Origin of the sequence: Pantoea sp. IMH (genome assembly GCF_000599885.1) — a bacterium.
Classification (GTDB): domain Bacteria; phylum Pseudomonadota; class Gammaproteobacteria; order Enterobacterales; family Enterobacteriaceae; genus Erwinia.
On the sequence record NZ_JFGT01000002.1, the window covers coordinates 58,870 to 75,450 of the forward strand.

Annotated in this window: 18 protein-coding genes and 1 tRNA gene; 9 read left to right on the forward strand and 10 right to left on the reverse strand. The window is 54.8% G+C overall.

The annotated features are described in order from the left end of the window. Positions 1 to 110 precede the first annotated feature (110 nt). The 4 genes from EA20_RS20005 to EA20_RS0100380 form a co-directional block, all read right to left on the reverse strand. On the reverse strand, positions 111 to 287 hold the full coding sequence (locus tag EA20_RS20005; RefSeq protein WP_071995366.1) for a YodC family protein: 177 nt from the start codon (positions 285 to 287) through the stop codon (positions 111 to 113). A 181-nt stretch (positions 288 to 468) separates the two neighbouring features. Beyond that, complete coding sequence (locus tag EA20_RS21210; protein ID WP_255342851.1) at positions 469 to 600, reverse strand: hypothetical protein; 132 nt, start codon at positions 598 to 600, stop codon at positions 469 to 471. 38 nt (positions 601 to 638) lie between these two features. Further along, entirely contained in the window at positions 639 to 1,550 is a 912-nt protein-coding gene (locus tag EA20_RS0100375; protein ID WP_024964939.1) for a DUF808 family protein, read from the reverse strand. An 11-nt stretch (positions 1,551 to 1,561) separates the two neighbouring features. Further along, the gene (locus EA20_RS0100380; RefSeq protein ID WP_024964940.1) at positions 1,562 to 1,834 is read right to left on the reverse strand and encodes a hypothetical protein; all 273 of its coding nucleotides are present in this window, start codon (positions 1,832 to 1,834) and stop codon (positions 1,562 to 1,564) included. A 173-nt stretch (positions 1,835 to 2,007) separates the two neighbouring features. Between EA20_RS0100380 and yedA the strand changes: the two genes are divergently transcribed. Continuing rightward, the gene (gene yedA / locus EA20_RS0100385) at positions 2,008 to 2,916 is read left to right on the forward strand and encodes a drug/metabolite exporter YedA (protein ID WP_024964941.1); all 909 of its coding nucleotides are present in this window, start codon (positions 2,008 to 2,010) and stop codon (positions 2,914 to 2,916) included. A gap of 78 nt (positions 2,917 to 2,994) precedes the next feature. Here yedA and EA20_RS0100390 read toward each other — a convergent pair whose 3' ends face one another. Together EA20_RS0100390 and EA20_RS0100395 are read right to left on the reverse strand one after the other, a co-directional pair. Next, positions 2,995 to 3,468 (reverse strand): very short patch repair endonuclease, encoded by a 474-nt coding sequence (locus tag EA20_RS0100390; RefSeq protein ID WP_024964942.1) that lies wholly within the window; start codon positions 3,466 to 3,468, stop codon positions 2,995 to 2,997. A gap of 84 nt (positions 3,469 to 3,552) precedes the next feature. Further along, positions 3,553 to 4,962, reverse strand: a complete 1,410-nt coding sequence (locus tag EA20_RS0100395) for a DNA cytosine methyltransferase (RefSeq protein ID WP_024964943.1) — start codon at positions 4,960 to 4,962, stop codon at positions 3,553 to 3,555. 264 nt (positions 4,963 to 5,226) lie between these two features. Between EA20_RS0100395 and EA20_RS0100400 the strand changes: the two genes are divergently transcribed. Beyond that, on the forward strand, positions 5,227 to 6,819 hold the full coding sequence (locus tag EA20_RS0100400) for a methyl-accepting chemotaxis protein (protein WP_024964944.1): 1,593 nt from the start codon (positions 5,227 to 5,229) through the stop codon (positions 6,817 to 6,819). A 48-nt stretch (positions 6,820 to 6,867) separates the two neighbouring features. Here the strand turns inward: EA20_RS0100400 and EA20_RS0100405 are convergent, their stop codons facing one another. Beyond that, positions 6,868 to 7,116, reverse strand: coding sequence for a DUF6364 family protein (locus EA20_RS0100405; RefSeq protein WP_024964945.1), 249 nt, complete (start codon positions 7,114 to 7,116; stop codon positions 6,868 to 6,870). Between the two features lie 74 nt (positions 7,117 to 7,190). Continuing rightward, positions 7,191 to 7,895, reverse strand: a complete 705-nt coding sequence (locus EA20_RS0100410) for a phosphohydrolase (protein ID WP_024964946.1) — start codon at positions 7,893 to 7,895, stop codon at positions 7,191 to 7,193. 615 nt (positions 7,896 to 8,510) lie between these two features. Between EA20_RS0100410 and EA20_RS0100415 the strand changes: the two genes are divergently transcribed. The 7 genes from EA20_RS0100415 to EA20_RS0100450 all read left to right on the forward strand — a co-directional run bounded on the left by EA20_RS0100415 (position 8,511) and on the right by EA20_RS0100450 (position 14,813). Further along, positions 8,511 to 9,170: a hypothetical protein gene (locus EA20_RS0100415; RefSeq protein WP_024964947.1), complete on the forward strand. Its 660-nt coding sequence runs from the start codon at positions 8,511 to 8,513 to the stop codon at positions 9,168 to 9,170. 227 nt (positions 9,171 to 9,397) lie between these two features. Then, a complete protein-coding gene (gene mtfA / locus EA20_RS0100420; RefSeq protein WP_024964948.1) occupies positions 9,398 to 10,189 on the forward strand; it encodes a DgsA anti-repressor MtfA in 792 nt (263 codons plus the stop codon). Positions 10,190 to 10,290: 101 nt separating this feature from the next. Continuing rightward, a tRNA-Asn gene (locus EA20_RS0100425) sits at positions 10,291 to 10,366 on the forward strand. 374 nt (positions 10,367 to 10,740) lie between these two features. Then, entirely contained in the window at positions 10,741 to 11,502 is a 762-nt protein-coding gene (locus EA20_RS0100435) for a hypothetical protein (protein WP_024964949.1), read from the forward strand. A 292-nt stretch (positions 11,503 to 11,794) separates the two neighbouring features. After that, on the forward strand, positions 11,795 to 12,442 hold the full coding sequence (locus EA20_RS0100440; protein WP_024964950.1) for a TetR family transcriptional regulator: 648 nt from the start codon (positions 11,795 to 11,797) through the stop codon (positions 12,440 to 12,442). A 153-nt stretch (positions 12,443 to 12,595) separates the two neighbouring features. Continuing rightward, a complete protein-coding gene (locus EA20_RS0100445; protein WP_024964951.1) occupies positions 12,596 to 13,978 on the forward strand; it encodes a D-arabinono-1,4-lactone oxidase in 1,383 nt (460 codons plus the stop codon). A gap of 16 nt (positions 13,979 to 13,994) precedes the next feature. Then, positions 13,995 to 14,813 (forward strand): glycosyltransferase family 8 protein, encoded by an 819-nt coding sequence (locus EA20_RS0100450; RefSeq protein WP_024964952.1) that lies wholly within the window; start codon positions 13,995 to 13,997, stop codon positions 14,811 to 14,813. A 57-nt stretch (positions 14,814 to 14,870) separates the two neighbouring features. Here the strand turns inward: EA20_RS0100450 and phnH are convergent, their stop codons facing one another. Next, complete coding sequence (gene phnH / locus EA20_RS0100455) at positions 14,871 to 15,443, reverse strand: phosphonate C-P lyase system protein PhnH (protein ID WP_024964953.1); 573 nt, start codon at positions 15,441 to 15,443, stop codon at positions 14,871 to 14,873. Between the two features lie 123 nt (positions 15,444 to 15,566). Beyond that, entirely contained in the window at positions 15,567 to 16,286 is a 720-nt protein-coding gene (gene phnF, locus EA20_RS0100460) for a phosphonate metabolism transcriptional regulator PhnF (RefSeq protein WP_024964954.1), read from the reverse strand. Positions 16,287 to 16,581 lie beyond the last annotated feature (295 nt).

The following is a 16,581-nucleotide window of genomic DNA, read 5'->3' on the forward strand; positions in this document are numbered from 1 at the left end:
GAAAGCCAATGCGCTGAGTTTAGCCTGAGGGGCAGCGTCGTGCCATGCGGGAGATCAAACCCGGAAAAAATGGAAAGGACAACGCGCGATTGCCCCATCTGCCCCAAGCGCTAGCTGACCAGCTGACGCTCTGTGTTGACCGGCATCAGCTCCTCTTCTCTGAAGGCCTCTTTTCTGACGCAGTGACCATCATACCAGCGACATTCGACCATACCGCTGGCGTAACCTGTCACAATCAGTGCCGGACCACCTTCTTTAAGCTGCACTTCCTGACCGATCATCAACATGCCTCTCTCCTGAACGATGTTATTTCATTCTGACGGGGAAATTAATGTATAGCAGGCATTAAGGATATCTTCCGTAAAGGCAGCGTAAAATTTCCGGTAGAAACACAGGGGCAGTTATAAATGCGACCGATAAAAAAAGCGGGTAAGTTACCTTACCCGCTTTTCAGAGATCGATGTGAGATCAGATTTTACAGCCTTCGCAATCCGCTTCATCACTCAGGTCAGTGGGCACTTCGCTGGCCTTTTTCTGCGCATTGGCTTCAGCTTCTTCCAGCTGGGCATCAATATCAAATTCAAAAATATCGTCTTTCATCATCACTCCATAAAACGTAACAGGCTAACAAGCTGCCTTTATACGGATTTACCCCGTAGTCTGGCAATCAGATTTACCACTAACAGCACAACAGAACCCACAATCAGACCAATGATCAGGTTGGCAAGATTGGTGGTCAGCGATCCGATAATGCCGTTATATCCTTCAACCGCATGCGCAATCAGATGATGAAGCGCGGGCAGGCCGTGGACAATGATACCGCCACCGACCAGGAACATCGCCAGCGTGCCCACCACGGAAAGAATTTTCATCATCCATGGCGCCATTGCCAGCAGCGCGCCGCCGATGGCGTGCGCAACCGCAGACGAGCGCTTTTGCAGCCACATGCCAAGATCGTCAATTTTAACGATGCCGGCCACGATACCGTAAACACCTACGGTGACGAGGATCGCAATCCCTGAGAGGACCAGCACCTGATTTATCAGGGGAGCTTCGGATACGATGCCAAGCGTGATGGCTACGATTTCCGCTGAAAGAATAAAATCGGTGCGAACAGCACCTTTGATCTTCTTCTTCTCAAAATCGGCCGCGTTCTCCTGGCTCAGGCTTTTCAGCCGCTCCGCTCGCGCTTCCGGCGTCTTTTCCTCTTTCCCCTTGTGAAAACTGTGGACCACTTTCTCCACGCCTTCATAGCAGAGATAAGCCCCGCCAATCATTAACAGCGGCGTAATGGCCCAGGGCGCTAACGCGCTGATGGCCAGCGCCAGCGGTACCAGGATCAGCTTGTTGAGAAACGAGCCTTTTGCCACTCCCCATACCACCGGCAGCTCGCGATTAGCCTTCACGCCCGAAACTTGCTGCGCATTCAGCGACAGATCGTCTCCCAGTACACCCGCCGTTTTTTTTGCTGCCAGCTTGCCCATCACTGAAATATCGTCCAGTAAGGTGGCAATATCATCCAACAACGTCAGTAAGCTCGTTCCTGCCACAATAGTGTTCCTTATTCATCATCATGCTGACAACAGGGGCAAACCTGCATTTCTACTACCGCCATATCGGCGATCCCTTCACAATCCCACTCCACCCGTAACGGCTCTCCTGCCGTTTCCTGATGGTGCAGATACTTGCTGACCGGGCTTTCCGTCATGCCCGTAATTTCTTCCGTTGCGACCAGCTTATCGCCCACATAGATCCGCGCCTGAGCCCGGGTTGCCACCATTCGCTCATCGCTGATCTGATACAGGCGTCTGACCGTCAGTTTGATACTGGCCATGGTTTACCGTTACGAAAGATTTGAAAAGAGTGTGATCTAAGCAATTATGGCCGAGGGATGCAAATGTTGTGACGCTTATCCGGCCTGACGGCAAAAAAAATTGCGAATTCATCTGGTTGAATCCCCCTTATAGCGTTAAGTTAATCCCCTTTTAACCCTCAGTGAGACTTAACATGCTTCGCCGTCCCCCCGCCCTGCTTCCGCTGATCGCCGCGCTCTTTGCGCTCTACTTTATCTGGGGTTCCACCTATTTTGTGATTCGTCTGGGCGTGGCCAGCTGGCCACCAATGATGATGGCGGGCCTGCGTTTTTTGATGGCGGGCGCGATACTGATGGCCTGGTTGCTGTTAAAAGGCGAGCGGCTTCCCTCGCTACGTGCTGCGGGCAATGCGGCCCTGGTCGGCATCTTACTGCTAGCCATCGGTAACGGCGCCGTCACGGTCGCCGAACACCAGGATGTGCCATCCGGCATTGCCGCCGTAATGGTGGCTACGGTGCCGCTGTTCGCGATGTGCTTCAGCCGGCTTTTTGGCATTGAAACGCGCTGGATCGAATGGGTTGGCATCGCCACGGGGCTGGTAGGCATTATTCTTCTGAACAGCGGCGGCCATCTGGGTGGAAATCCCTGGGGTGCCGTGATGATTCTGGTGGGATCGCTCAGTTGGGCTTTTGGCTCCGTCTGGGGATCGCGAGTCGCCCTGCCGCAGGGCATGATGGCGGGTGCCATTGAGATGCTGACCGCAGGCGTGGTACTGCTGGTCGCCAGCAGCCTGGCCGGGGAGCAGCTTTCGGCGCGCCCCACGCTTCAGGGGTTTCTGGCGCTGGGCTACCTGACGCTGTTTGGCTCAATTATCGCAATCAGCGCCTATATGTTTCTTATCCGTAGCGTGACGCCCGCTATCGCCACCAGCTATGCCTACGTCAATCCAGTTGTCGCGGTGCTGCTGGGGATCAGCTTCGGTGGCGAAACCATGAGCTCACGCGAATGGCTGGCGCTGGCGGTGATTGTGCTGGCCGTCATTCTGGTCACGCTGGGTAAATATCTTTTCCCGCCCAGGCCGCGTATTGAACGCTGTCCGTAAAGGCAGCAGGCCGCTTACTGATAAGCGGCAATGGCTAAGATACTTATCGCCCGCTTTGAAACACGGGCGAGTACCGCCTCAGGAGAGCATCTGGTGAATCCCAAGCGCATCTATCTCGCCATTGCCGCTGCCGGCGCAGATCCACTCTTCCAGCCGCGCTTGAATCGCGGCCTCTTCGAGCTTCGTTTTGCCGCGAAGCGCGCACTCCCACACCACCAGCACTTTCCAGCCTGCTGCGCTCAGTTCAGCTATATAGCGTCGATCGCGGACCACATTACTGTCGATTTTTCCCAGCCAGAAAGCGGTACGGGTTGCCGGAACCTTGAAGAGATGGCAGTGATGGCGATGCCAGAAGCAGCCATGAACAAAGATAATGGTCTTGTACTGACCCAACACAAAATCGGGACGACCAGGCAGGCTCTTATCCTGCACGCGGTAGCTCAGGCCTAACCCGGCCAGCAGCTCGGCCAGCCTGTTTTCAATGGAGGTATCCCGCGTGCGGATTGCACGCATGTTTTTACTGCGGATTTCAGAGGAGTGAACGTCAGCCATCGTTATCATCCTTATGCTTTGGCTAAGTATAGACGCTGATGCGTCTCAGGGGTCAGCATCCTCCCGGCCCCTTGTGCAGAACGCTTACCGCTGCTTTACAGCCTGCTTGATCCATGGCAGAAGCAGTTGCGCCACAGCGGCAAAGGCTGGCACCACCACGGAGTTGCCAAACTGGCGATAGGCCTGAGTGTCAGAAACGGGAATACGAAACGCATAGCCGCCCGGCGCCTCAAACCCCATCAGACGCGCACATTCCCGTGGCGTCAACCGGCGGGGACGCCTCTGCTGATTCTGCGGATCTGCGAAATCGGTTTCTCCCAGCGCGCGATCCCAGCCGCGATCGATCAATATTTCTGAGCCGTCCTTGTAGTAGCGTGCGGACAACGTGCGTACCACACCCTCTTCTTTCGCCGGATCGACCAGCCCGTAACCGAAGCCGTTGCCTTTCGCCTGATGTTTTTTCGCGTACTGATAAAGGTATTTCCACAGCGTCGGCGTAAGAATATATTTTGCCTCGACCGCCGGCTCCAGCAGATCCCGCAGCGGCGTTCTGCGGGCCGGATAGCAGGTCGCAAGCGCGCTCAGGCTGAAACGGGGCAGCTTCAGATCGCGGCGAAAACCGACCAGCACGATGCGCTCACGATGCTGAGGCAGAAAATGCTTGCCGTCGATAATTTTTGGATCGCCCGCTCCACTGGCGTCAGCATCCGCCACGTCATAGCCCAGCTCATCAAGCGTATCCATAATAATCCGGAAGGTCTTGCCCTTGTCATGGCTCTTGAGATTTTTGACGTTTTCCAGCACAAAAATAGCGGGCTTTTTGGCGGTGATAATCCGCGCCACGTCAAAGAAAAGCGTGCCCTGCGCTTCACACTCAAAGCCGTGCGCGCGTCCGAGCGCGTTCTTCTTGGAGACGCCAGCCAGTGAAAAGGGCTGGCAGGGAAAACCGGCCAGCAGGACGTCATGATCGGGGACCTGTTGATCGATATGCTGATACGCCGCCTGCTCGCTTACCGCCGGATTGGCACTGAGCGTGATATCGCGAATATCCTGATTGAAACGGTGTTCAGCCGGGTCGCAATACCAGTTGGCTTTATAAGTACGTACAGAAAATTTATTCCATTCGCTGGTAAAGACGCACTGACCGCCTGCTGCTTCAAAACCGCTGCGGATACCGCCTATGCCCGCAAACAGATCGATAAAGCGGAACGCATAATGGGGATGATGGGCGGGCGGTTCAGGCAACATTTTTTGCAGCTCGCCGATCTCGGCTTCGCTTAACCGCCGGGCCTGGTCTCCGGCAATGAGCCAGCGCTTAAGGGCATCGCGCGTCCAGCCATGGGGAGTGACCGTGCGCAGCCTTGCCGCCACGGTTTCCCGATCGTAGATATCCAGTACCTGCCGAACCAGCTGCTGCTCATACAGAAGGTTATGCTGCTCTCGTAGGCTCTCTTCTCCGGCTGCTTTCACCGCCTCGCGCTCGATCTCGCTCATAGTCACTCATTACCAGGAATCAACGGCCGCCAGTTTATCACTTCACCATCGCGCTGCCAGGCCAAATCCCTGATTAATCGTGACCTGCTTAACTGCTGAACGATTTTCGCTAGCTGTGACTTTTCACCGGGTCAAAAATGGCGAGATATCAGAACCAATTTGCGTTATCAGCGGATCTAACTCTTTTTCACCACATCAGGCTGGCGCTGTAACACTACTGACATAAATGCGGCGAATACTCCCTTTTATTTCTGGAGCCCCTTTATGTCCCTGCTGACCACTTTGCCCCTTCGCCTCAGTCAGTTACGCCGCTTTAAGATTAGGTTACCCGTCCGGTTACACAGCCTGCGAGTCGCATTCGTCTTGTTTTTACTGCTATTTTTCCTGCTGCAGTGCGCAAGCGCCCTGTTACTGTCCCGGCAGGTGAATAACGCGCAACATAATGTCACGGTTTCACACCAGCTTGCTGAACGGCAGTCGCTACTGGATAAAGCGCGTATGGAACTGCTGACCGCAAGTGATAACAGTCACGGCGCGGGCATTTACCTGATGCAGGATCAGCAAACCGGTTCGGTAGACAGCTGGCAAAGTCTCGCCGAGAGCGCCCGTCAGTCGCTTGCCAACGCCAGAGATCTCTTCGCGCAGTATCCTGTCGCCGGAGACGATCCGCTAAAAGCGAGTTTCGGGATGCTGGCCGACGGGCTCAGTGAACAGCTTGACGGACTGAACGCTCGTGACATCGACGCTTTTTTTATGGTGCCGATGCAGGCCTTTCAGCAGCAGTTCAATACCGCTTACTACCAGACTATTGCAGAGTCTAACGCCAGGTTGGCCCGCGTTAATCAGACAACGCTGTCGGCGCTCACTGACAGCCGTACCACCTCACTGATGATCGCCGCGCTACTGTTAGCGCTGCTGCTCGCCGGTGGGATAATGCTGTTACGAGGCGTGATTTTACCGCTCAACCGCGCCTCGGCGCATCTTTCACGCGTGGCGATCGGGGATATATCCTGCCGTCTTAGCGTCACGGGCTGGCAGACGATGGAAATGCGTCAGCTGACCGACACTATTACGGAGATGCAGGAAGGGCTTCAGCATATCGTGACGGAAATTAACGCCGTTTCACAGGCCGTGATGATTAGCGCCGATCAGATGGCGGAGCAGAGTGAAGCGTTCAGCGCGCAGAACAGTCAACAGAGCGCCGCTTTTGCCCATATCAGCCAACGGCTCAACCGCGTGGCAGAGGAGGTCGGCCAGAGCGTGACCTTCACTCACCATGCCACCCAGCAGATCCAGGCAGCGGACAGTCTCTCCCTGCGCTGTGGCGTGATGGTAAATGATGTGGAGGCACAGATGCGGAAAATTGTTGACGCTTCAGGTGAAATCGCCGGCATCGTCACATTGCTGGAGAGCTTGTCCGTGCAGACCAAATTACTGGCGCTGAATGCGGCCATCGAGTCCGCTCACGCCGGTACGTATGGCCGCAGCTTTGCGGTAGTGGCAAAAGAGATCGGTATGCTCTCTGAAAAAAGCGGCGCTTCCACCCGCAACATCGATAACCTGATTAACAGCACCCATCATCATATCGACAGCGGATTTGCTAAAGTTCAGTCACTGGAAACGCTCTACAGGGAAATCGCCCAGTCAGTCACCGGCGTGGTAACGCTTTTGAAAGAACTGCATCAGAACGCCAGTGCGCAAAGTAAGCGGGTGAATAATGTCGCCGGAGAAATCACGCAGCTTAGCGATCGGGTACGGGAGAGTGAAGCGCTGACGACGCGTAGCGCAAACGCCTCAGAACAGCTGGTATCTCATGCTCAGCGTCTGGCGGAAAGCGTCAGGCAATTTGTACTTTGAGGAGAAGGAGGCAATCTTGCCCCTGAGCTGAATATCAGGGGCTTGTAGTTACTTTTTCTTTCTCGATTTTTTCAGTAAGGCGCGGATCTGTTTTATCTCGACAGAAGACAGTTGGGGATCAACCTCTTCTGTGGTACTTGTGCTATCCACGGAAGGATGGGCGTGCGTTGAAAGACTACTTTGCAGACGCTGGGCCACTTCCTGACTGAGTGAAATCTGGTTTTCCTGGGCGAGCGCTTTAAGCGTTTCTTTTAAAGCAGGATCAATCTTAAGCGTTAAGCTAACAGTATCGGTCATACCTGGTTCTCCTTGTGTGTAGGCCACGACACCCTAGCCTGAAATTAACCCGTTAACTATACTGTCACAAAAATTTAATATTTCTCCAGGGCCGGGGTAAATTCCCGCAGGACCTCTTCATCCAGGGTGCAAAAATCGCCTTTCAGTTCGGCGCAGAGCTTGGCCATATAGGTCACAAGAAAATTAGCGTTATGCTCTGCCAGACGTCTGCCCTCTGCCGTTTGCATGGTTTCTGGCAGCTTCAGGAGCTTTTTCTGGAAATGATCCAGCGCCCACTCGGTATCATTCAACGGCCTGTCGCGTCCGAGAGGATCGATGCTGTCAAACAGGGAGCGTCCAAGCGCACCGGAGACGTAAAATACTCTCGCCAGTCCGATAGCCCCAAGCGACTCCAGTCGATCCGCATCCTGAACAATTTTCGCTTCAAGGGTTTCAGCAGGTACGCCGGCACTGAAGCTGTGTGCGTGAACGGCATGGGAAACGGCGTCATGCTTCTCCAGAGGAAAGTCGGGAAAAACCTCCAGCAAAACGCGGCGGGTTTCTACCGCCGCCTTTGCCGAGGCGAGATGCCGTTCCGGGTGATTCTTTGGCAGGTTTACGACGTCATGGAAATAACAGCCGGTCAGCACGACAAGCTCATCGGCCCCGCTTCCTTTCATAATACGCTGTGCGGTATGCCATACGCGGCGCAGGTGCGCCACGTCATGCGCCTTATCATCCTGTGGCCAGGTTTCATCAAGCCAGCGCTCAAAGCGTAATTGCCAGTGACTCAGTGACATAGACTTCTCCTTACGGGCGACTTGCCGGAACCGCCGGGGCGTAACAAACCGGTCAATAAACAGGCAGGTGAGTAAAACCTGCAGGCAAAAATGAGATCTTGATCATGTTTATAGCCTGAGCGTTAACAACTTAACAACACATTTGCGCTTTTTAAGGATTTTAAGGTTATTCCCAGGGCCAGAAGGTTGATTAGTTTTTAAGCTAATCGTTTAACGGAGATAATGAACTCAAATTGATCGGCTTCCTGTATTTTTGCTGAAACCTGGATAAACTTGTCCGTTATCGCGCCGCGATCCCTGCCCGTCGCCTGACCCGGTTGAAAAGTGACAGTTTGTCTTCATATCCTCTAACAGATTGTAATCAGGGGATATGTCAAATTTGTGACTTTGAGGGGTTCCAGGTTATATTGAGGCGTCTGACAAGGAGGTCATACCAGGTCTCCTGAGGGAGCAACCCGGCGCGCTCTTCAGCAAAAAATTAGAAAGCACAGCTAATGTTTCACCATAACAATGACGATAACGTTTCAGAGTTAATTTATGTCCGTATTTATCCGTATTGTCTTTTTCAGGCGGCGGTGAACGACATTTCCACACAAAAGCAACAGAGGCCAAACCATGAAAGAACGCCCGATTTTATTCAGCGATCAACGGGTGCGAGCGCTGCTCTCTGGTCAGCAGAGCCAGACCCGGCGCATCATGAAATCCCAGCCCTTTGGGCCTGGGCAGGATAATCATGAGGGTTGCTATGGTATTGATGTACTGAGCAATAATCTGCAGGGGAATCGCGTGATGGGCATGGAAAACGTCAGTTACCATTGTCCCTTTGGGCAGCCCGGCGATCGGCTCTGGGTCAGGGAAACCTGGCGAGGTCCGGTTATTGCTCCTGAGGAGATGGCGGCTTACGAACGTTCTCCAGCTGATTTCAAACACGCCCGTTACTGCCAGTATCGCGCTGATACCAGTCAGTTCGCGACGGCGGAAGAAGAAGATGAGCCCTTTGGCTGGCAGGCCGGCATCCATATGCCGCGCTGGGCCAGCCGCATCGATCTGCTTATTACCGGCATTCGTGCAGAAAAAATTCAGGATATCAGCGACGACGATGTGATTGCAGAGGGCGTGCAGACCGACTCTCATTTCCTTAATAATTTTTTCACTATGCACAGCGAAGCCGTTTCCTCAAAAGATGCTTATCGTAAACAGTGGGCGTTACAGTATGGCGGCACCAGTTGGGAAGTGAACCCCTGGGTCTGGGTGATTGATTTCACTCGTATTTAGCTGCCCGACTGCCCGACGGCACCTTGCCGTCGGGCCTTCTCAACGACGCTTTTCACTACGCTTTATGCGCTCAGTCACAGACAAGCGCGTCAATAACTGTTTGAATATCTGGCATTACGCCCGAGCGCATCCCCTTCTTTATCACCCGCTTTTTCTGCTGCCCGAGGTATCAGAAGCGGCGCCGTTTGCGCTATGGCATAGTCACTATCTCCTCAGCAGGTTGCATGATGATCAAATGGCCGTGGAAGACGCACGAGGGAGCTTCAGACGCCCTTCTCTGGGATGAGGCGATCGCCATTCCAGTGCTGGCTTCGCTTGATGAAACCTCACGCCGCACGCTGATCGCGCTTGCCGGCCGCTTTTTACAGCAAAAGCGCGTTGTGCCCTTACAGGGTCTTGCGCTGAGCGAGATCATGCGCGCACGTCTGGCGCTGTTGTTCTGTCTGCCGGTCCTTAATCTGGGCTATGAGTGGCTGGATGGTTTTCACGAAGTTCTGGTCTATCCTTCACCTTTCACCGTGGACGATGAGTGGGAGGATGAGTTTGGCCTGGTGCACAGTGAGCGCATGGTGCATTCCGGCCAGAGCTGGCAGCAGGGCCCGGTGGTGCTGAACTGGATGGACGTACTCGATTCGTTTGATCTTTCCGGCTATAACCTGATTGTCCATGAAGTCGCCCACAAACTGGATGCGCGCGGCAGCGGTTATGCTAATGGCGTACCTGCAATTCCACTGCGTGATGTAGCGGGATGGGAACAGGATCTGCACGCGGCAATGACCGAAATTCAGGACGAGATCGACCTGGTCGGCGAGAATGCGGCCAGCATTGATCCCTATGCCGCCAGCGATCCAGCGGAATGCTTTGCCGTGCTGTCAGAATATTTTTTCAGCGCGCCCGAATTGCTTAACGACCGCTTCCCTTCGCTTTACCGCCGCTTCACGCAGTTCTATCGTCAGGACCCAGGCCTGCGGCTCAGTAACGGCACTGACGGGCCGCTGGCAGATGAAACTGTACACTAAGCCATCGGGTTGATTTAATCGTAGCCAGTTGAAAGCCTGCGTGTTTTTTGCTGTTGACAGCCCCGCAGCGCATCGCTACTATGCGCTCCATCGAAACCGATTCCTCTGTAGTTCAGTCGGTAGAACGGCGGACTGTTAATCCGTATGTCACTGGTTCGAGTCCAGTCAGAGGAGCCATATTTTAAAAGCCCGCTTAAGGAAACTTAAGCGGGCTTTTTGCTGTCCGGTCTCTCAGTTGCAACATGACATATAATAAACTGATATTCATGCCAGAAAGCCTGCCCGTGAGTCTCCTTCCAACTTTGGCGATACAAGCAGTAAGAGTGCTCAGGACCCTCCTCAGCAGAACCTCCTGACGAGATATCATTTCGCGACCAGAAAGAAATTTTTATGCCAGTTAAAAGTAGAAAATGGGCATCTCGTTTTGCGCATTCTCCTGAAAAGCAAAGGGGCATAATTTTCTTCCCGGCCACATATGCCATAATGAGCCTTTCCTGAACATGGTGTTGGTGCGCTGTTCCCGCCTGACAATGACAATGACGAGATTGCCTATGAGCAACTTCCTGACTCCTGCCGCCGCTTACCTGAACCGCCGCAACGACCTGCTCGCGGAACGCTCCGTGGTGGAGTCATCTGACGATATCAAGTTGATTAATAAAGCGTTGATGGCGAGTGAGATCGCAATGGCAACGTTTCACACGCTGGAAGGGCTTAAAACGCTTCAGCAGCGTAAAACCCGGTTAATTAACTGGCAGGATGCCGGCATACGTGAAGAAATTGAGCGCTTTGAGATGATCAGCAATGCGCTTTCGCAGTTTGACGGCCAGGATGAACAGGCGTTTCTCGCCTATCAGGCCGCCTTTTTCCAGCTCAGCACCCATTTCGACTGGCAGCACGCCTCGCCGCAAATGGTCCAAAACGATCTGTTTACCACCACCTTCGCGCTCTGGCTTGAAACGCTGGAAGAGCTGTTTGCGTTGAGCAGCCGTAAGCTCATCTTTATCCGGATAGAAAAAATTCTTCTTTTCTCTCTCGGCAAGCTGCCGCTGCTGGGCGAAGCCACGGAAATATATCGCATGCTCCGCCCGCTGGTGCAGGAAAGTAGCGAAAAAACGCTCAGTAGCGACGCCTGGTTTCGATCGCTGGAAAGTTATGTGGAGGCCGCAAACCTCTGCAGCCGGGCGATACTGATTTTTTGCTTCGCCACCGAAGCGGTGCTGCGCGGTCATGCGCTGCCGGATAAGGCGCGCCTGAGCGCAAAAATCAAAAGCCATTACGACAGCGTGATTGAAGGGACTCATCCCGGCTTCTGAAGCCGGCACGCCCGCGATCGCTAAAAGCTGAAAGCTAAAAAACAGTGCCGGTACGCCCACAGCCAGAAACGGCGGGCCGCTGCCCGCATCCATTCTGCAATAAGCTAAGCGGCAGGGATCTGCGTTAAGCGCCTGGACGCCACTGATTTCTGCCAGCCTTCCTGGCCCCCCGACCTCAGACCTCATTTCCCCCGTGGCGCATTCACAACGCCACACCCTTCATGGGGCGATATGCTATGATCCCCTCCGCTAACCACTTCTTTTCGTCAGACTATGGATTAACAGACCTGCTATGCCCGTTCCCGCTTCTGCAAAACGAAAAAATGACCCTGAAGGGCTGAAAAAACGCATCCTTGCCGGCGCCCTGCCGACCTTTGCCGAGTTCGGCCTGCAGGGCGCGCGCCTGGAGCAGATTGCTGAACGCGCCGAAACCACCAAACGCATGGTGGTGTATCACTTCAGCAATAAAGAGAACCTCTATATGCAGGTGCTGGAAGCCGTATATCAGGCGATCCGCGCCCATGAAGCCAGCCTGGATCTGGCTGATTTGCCCCCTGAGATGGCCATGGCGTGCCTGGCGGAAGCCAGCTTCGATTATCACCTTTCCCATCCCGACTTTTTGCGGCTGGTCTGTAGTGAGAACCTGATGCGGGGGCGCTATATCAGCCAGTCCACCCGGATCAAAGCGGTGAATCAGAGCGCGCTGGCTATTCTGGAGGACATTCTCGTCAGGGGAAAAGCGGACGGCGTATTTAATCCTGCTGTGGAAGCGGTTGATGTTCACCGCCTGATTAGCAGTATCTGTACCCATAACGTCGCGAACCGCTACACCTTTAACACGCTGTTTGGCGATGGTGAAAGCGAGCAACAAAATATCGAGCGTAACCGTCGTCTGGTGGTGGAGGCGACCCTCAGCTATTTGCGTCCCGCCTCACCCTGAATTTGTACAAACAAAAAATTTATGTACAATTTTATGCTGTCTGAAGCCTGACGCTTCAGCTACCCTTAGGCAGAGTATAATCACGGACTGACGTACGCGCCGGTACCTGACGCTACAGAAAAAATTCTATTGTCTTTTAAAAAGGAGTTGTCGATGACGCGCGATGATACCGGCTATCCCCGTCGTAAAACCCAGCTGGCCGGGGATGAATCCCTGCTGTGGAACTGGGCGCAAAATGAAACCATCGGACAGCGGGCAGCGGTCACCGCGCCCGCTTCAGAAGCGGAACTTCAGGCCATCGTCGCCCGTACTTCCGGGAAAATCCGCGTTATGGGCAGTAAAATGTCCTCTGGCCGGATGCTCAAACTGATGGCGCCTGGCGACGTTCTCCTCGATCTCAGCCAACTCGCAGGCCTGATCGCCATTGACGACGACAGTGCCACTTTCGCAGCGGGCACCCCGTTGCACGAGGTCTATGAAGTTCTCTCTGCCGTGGGCAGAATGCTGCCCTCCTCACCCGGCGTGATTGCCTCACAGACACTGGCGGGCGCGCTGGCGACCGGCACCCACGGGCAGGGGCTGGCGCAAAGTACCATCGCCGATGAAGCGCTGCGGATACGTATGGTGCTGGCCGATGGTAGCGTCGCGGAGTTTGACCGCGATCACCCCTCGTTCAACGCCGTCCAGCTGGGACTCGGGACGCTGGGCGTGGTCACTCAGGTAACGCTGCGCACGCAGCCGTCGCGGATTTACACCTGCTTTAAAAATGCGGTTAGCGCGGACAGCCTCGGAGAGGATTTAACCGACTGGAACCAGAATTTTGCGCTGAGTAAAGCCTGGTGGTTTCCCAATGAGAATCAGGTTCACGTCTGGTCAGCGCGCGAGGCCAACGAGGAAGAGACAGCCCGCTATCACGCGAATGGTGACGAGCTGATCGCCTTTGAAAACACCAGCGATGCGATGAATGAAACCATCGATCAGACGCTGGAACATATGCGCAGCGATACGCAGATCCTTGACGAAAACGGCAAACCTTTTCGTACCGTCACCCGTTTTAAGGATTTCTCTGACGTAACCGGCGATATCTATCAGGTATTCTGCCGCGGCATTGCCACACCGCAGATTAATGTTGAGATCGGGATCCCGCTGGCGCGCGCGGCAAAGGTGATTGAGAAAATCAAACACTGGCACCGCGAAACGCAGCCGCATATGCATTACCCGATTATTCTGCGCTGTACGGGCCCTTCCACCTCCTGGCTTAGCCCGTCCGCTGGCGCCGATACCTGTTTCTTCGGCTTCGTCGTCTACTACGCGGAAGATGGATCGCTCTCTGAGGAAGGCGTCAACTTTTTAATCGCGGTGGAAAAACTGCTGGCGGAAGAAGGGGGCAGGCCGCACTGGGGAAAATATTTTGACGCCTCCCTTTATGACTGGGCAGCGCTTTATCCTCAATGGGCAGCCTTTAAGGCAGTACGGGACACGCTGGATCCCCAGCATAAATTCAGCAACGCGTTTACCGCAGAACTGTTCAGTTAACACCGGGAGAAGAGGAATGAAGGCATGGATTACCCTATTGACCCAGCCGGGCTATGCGGTGGGCGTCAGGGCGCTGCATAAATCACTGCAGAACGTAGAGAGCGCCTGGCCGCTGGTGGTGATGGTCACCGAGAATATCGATGCCACCACCCGGCAATCGCTTGAGCAGCAGGGATGCCTGTTGCGCAACGTTCAGCCTGTCGGCCCGGAAAGCAGCCTGAAATCCAGCTACGCCAACGCCCGCTTCTCGGAAGTCTGGACCAAGCTGGCTGCCTGGCAGCTGACCGAATTTGAGCGGCTGGTGTTTCTGGATGCCGACATGCTGGTTATTCAGAATATGGATGAGTTGTTCGATCTGGCGCTCAATGAAGATGAGATTGCCGCCTGCCACGCCTGCCGCTGTAATCCGAACAAAATCCCCAGCTACCCTAAAAGCTGGCGGCCTGAGAACTGTTTTTACAGCTACTGTCAGGGCCTTGAGCATACTGAGGAGCCGGAAGAGGTGGACAACTACCTGAACGGCGGCTTTCTGGTGCTGAAACCGGATGAGGCAGTCTATCAGGATATGCTGGCGCAACTGGCGGCGCTGGAGGATCTCTCCCGCTACCTGTTCGCCGAGCAGGATTTTCTCAACGATTATTATCATCAGCGCTGGCAGCCGCTGCCTTATATCTATAACGCGCTGAAAACATTGCCGCACCAGCATCCGGCGATGTGGGATCTGTCAGAAGTGAAGAACATTCATTATATTATCGATAAACCCTGGGATAAGCCGCTGGATAAAAATGATCGCTACTTCACGCTGAATAAACGTTGGTGGGATGTCGCCGGTTAACCGTTAACGCCGCCGCTCGCCCCGCCATGGAGAGCGGCTCTCCGGATTCCTTCTTATTTAGCAGACCACCACATCAGTCGTGCGCGGCAGTGCCATCATCTTCTCACCGCAGGTAAAAATCAGATCGATTCCCTGAGGATAACGCGGACGTGTGCGCAAATAACGCAGGACGCTTTCCGGCAGCTGTGGCGCAATTGCCCGCCGCTCCTGCAGACCCGCTCCGCTCAGGCGCAGCGTCAGACCGCCGCTCAGGGCCGTCACCTCAATAATCACCGTAGTTGTTCGGCCTTCGCTTCCCTCTTCTTGCGGCGTAAAAGCAGCGATCTCAGAGTCTGGACTGGCATGCAGCAGCGCGAACGAGGCGGCCTCAGGTGTGGCCTCCGGCGCGCCGGTATGAAAACGTAACTGGGTCAGCAGAGCCTCATTTCTCAGCGCCTTATCGATATAGACCGGCGTTTCACGATCCGCCAGCGCCATCAGCACAGCCGTCGCGGCGGGCGAAGCGCTACCCCAGCCTGTCAGTGTCGGCAGGGTAACCAGCACGCCTGGCTCGCTCATCGCTTTCAGGATCCGCCGGAAGGCATGCTGAACCTCGGCGACCGGATGGGTAAGGCTTGCAAGTAAGGTCATACACTCTCTCCTGAGAAAAATAGTTGCTGCGACGAATTGCGGTGCTTTTGCTCTTCCTTTTGCACCCGGCGATATCCCTGCCCGTTGCCTGGCAGGCGATGCCGGAAGCGAGCAGGAAGCGCCTTAATGCTCCAGCGTCAGTTCGATCATATCTGCGCGGGTGAGGCTGACGGAGTACTCCGCCAACTGGCCCTTTTCCGCGCAGTGGTTCAGCGTACGTACGCAAATCAGCGGCGAATGCAGCGCCGCTTCCAGCAGCCGGCTCTCCTTTGCCTGGGCGCGGCAGGCCGTGATACGGGTCTGCTTACGCACTAAATTCACCGCCAGCTCCCGCTGAATAAAGTCATGCAGCGAGCCACTGTCAAACTGCTGTAACGCGGGCCACCAGCGTAAATCGGCAAAGTAGTGATTGATAATGCAGATCGGCACGCCGTTAACCCGGCGCAGCGTCCGCAAGTGAATCACATGTTCGCCTTCCTGACGGGCCAGCGCGGCGGCAATTTCCGCATTGCAGGGGCGTAATACTGCCAGCAGCCGCTCGCTGGTGGGATGGCTGCCCTGCTCCATCAGATTCTGACTGAAGCGGGCCTGCGAAGCGAGCGGGTAGCTGTAGGGCCGCATCAGCACCAGAATCCCCACGCCCTGGCGGCGCTGCACCAGCCCTTTTTCCACCAGCGCATCTACCGCGCGACGCAGCGTGTGGCGGTTTACCGCATAGCGTTCCGCCAGCTGTTTTTCCGAGGGAAGATACTCTCCGCAACGATAGTTATTGCAGAGCTCCTGCTCCAGCTGAGCAGCGATGGCCTGATAAGCCGCGGTCGGACAGCGAGATAAGTTGAGCACAGGAAATCTCCGGTAGTGATGAAATGCAGTGGCAGCCCACAAGCGGCCCCAACCCGCTAAGGATTTGCGTTAAGGGTGACGGAGAAAGATGACAGTCGGGTGAATGCTGAATGTCGGCAGGATGAATCCCGTTGCGGACTGAGCGCGATGCGGACCCTTTGACCAGGTAAGGTGCCGGATCGGCGGCATAACGCTGACGTTAAAAGTCCGGCGACAATAACGTCACGCGATAAAAATCAGTAAGGGGATTGAGCGATCGTTCATGACAGGCTCAACATGGGCAGTGGCTGAACGA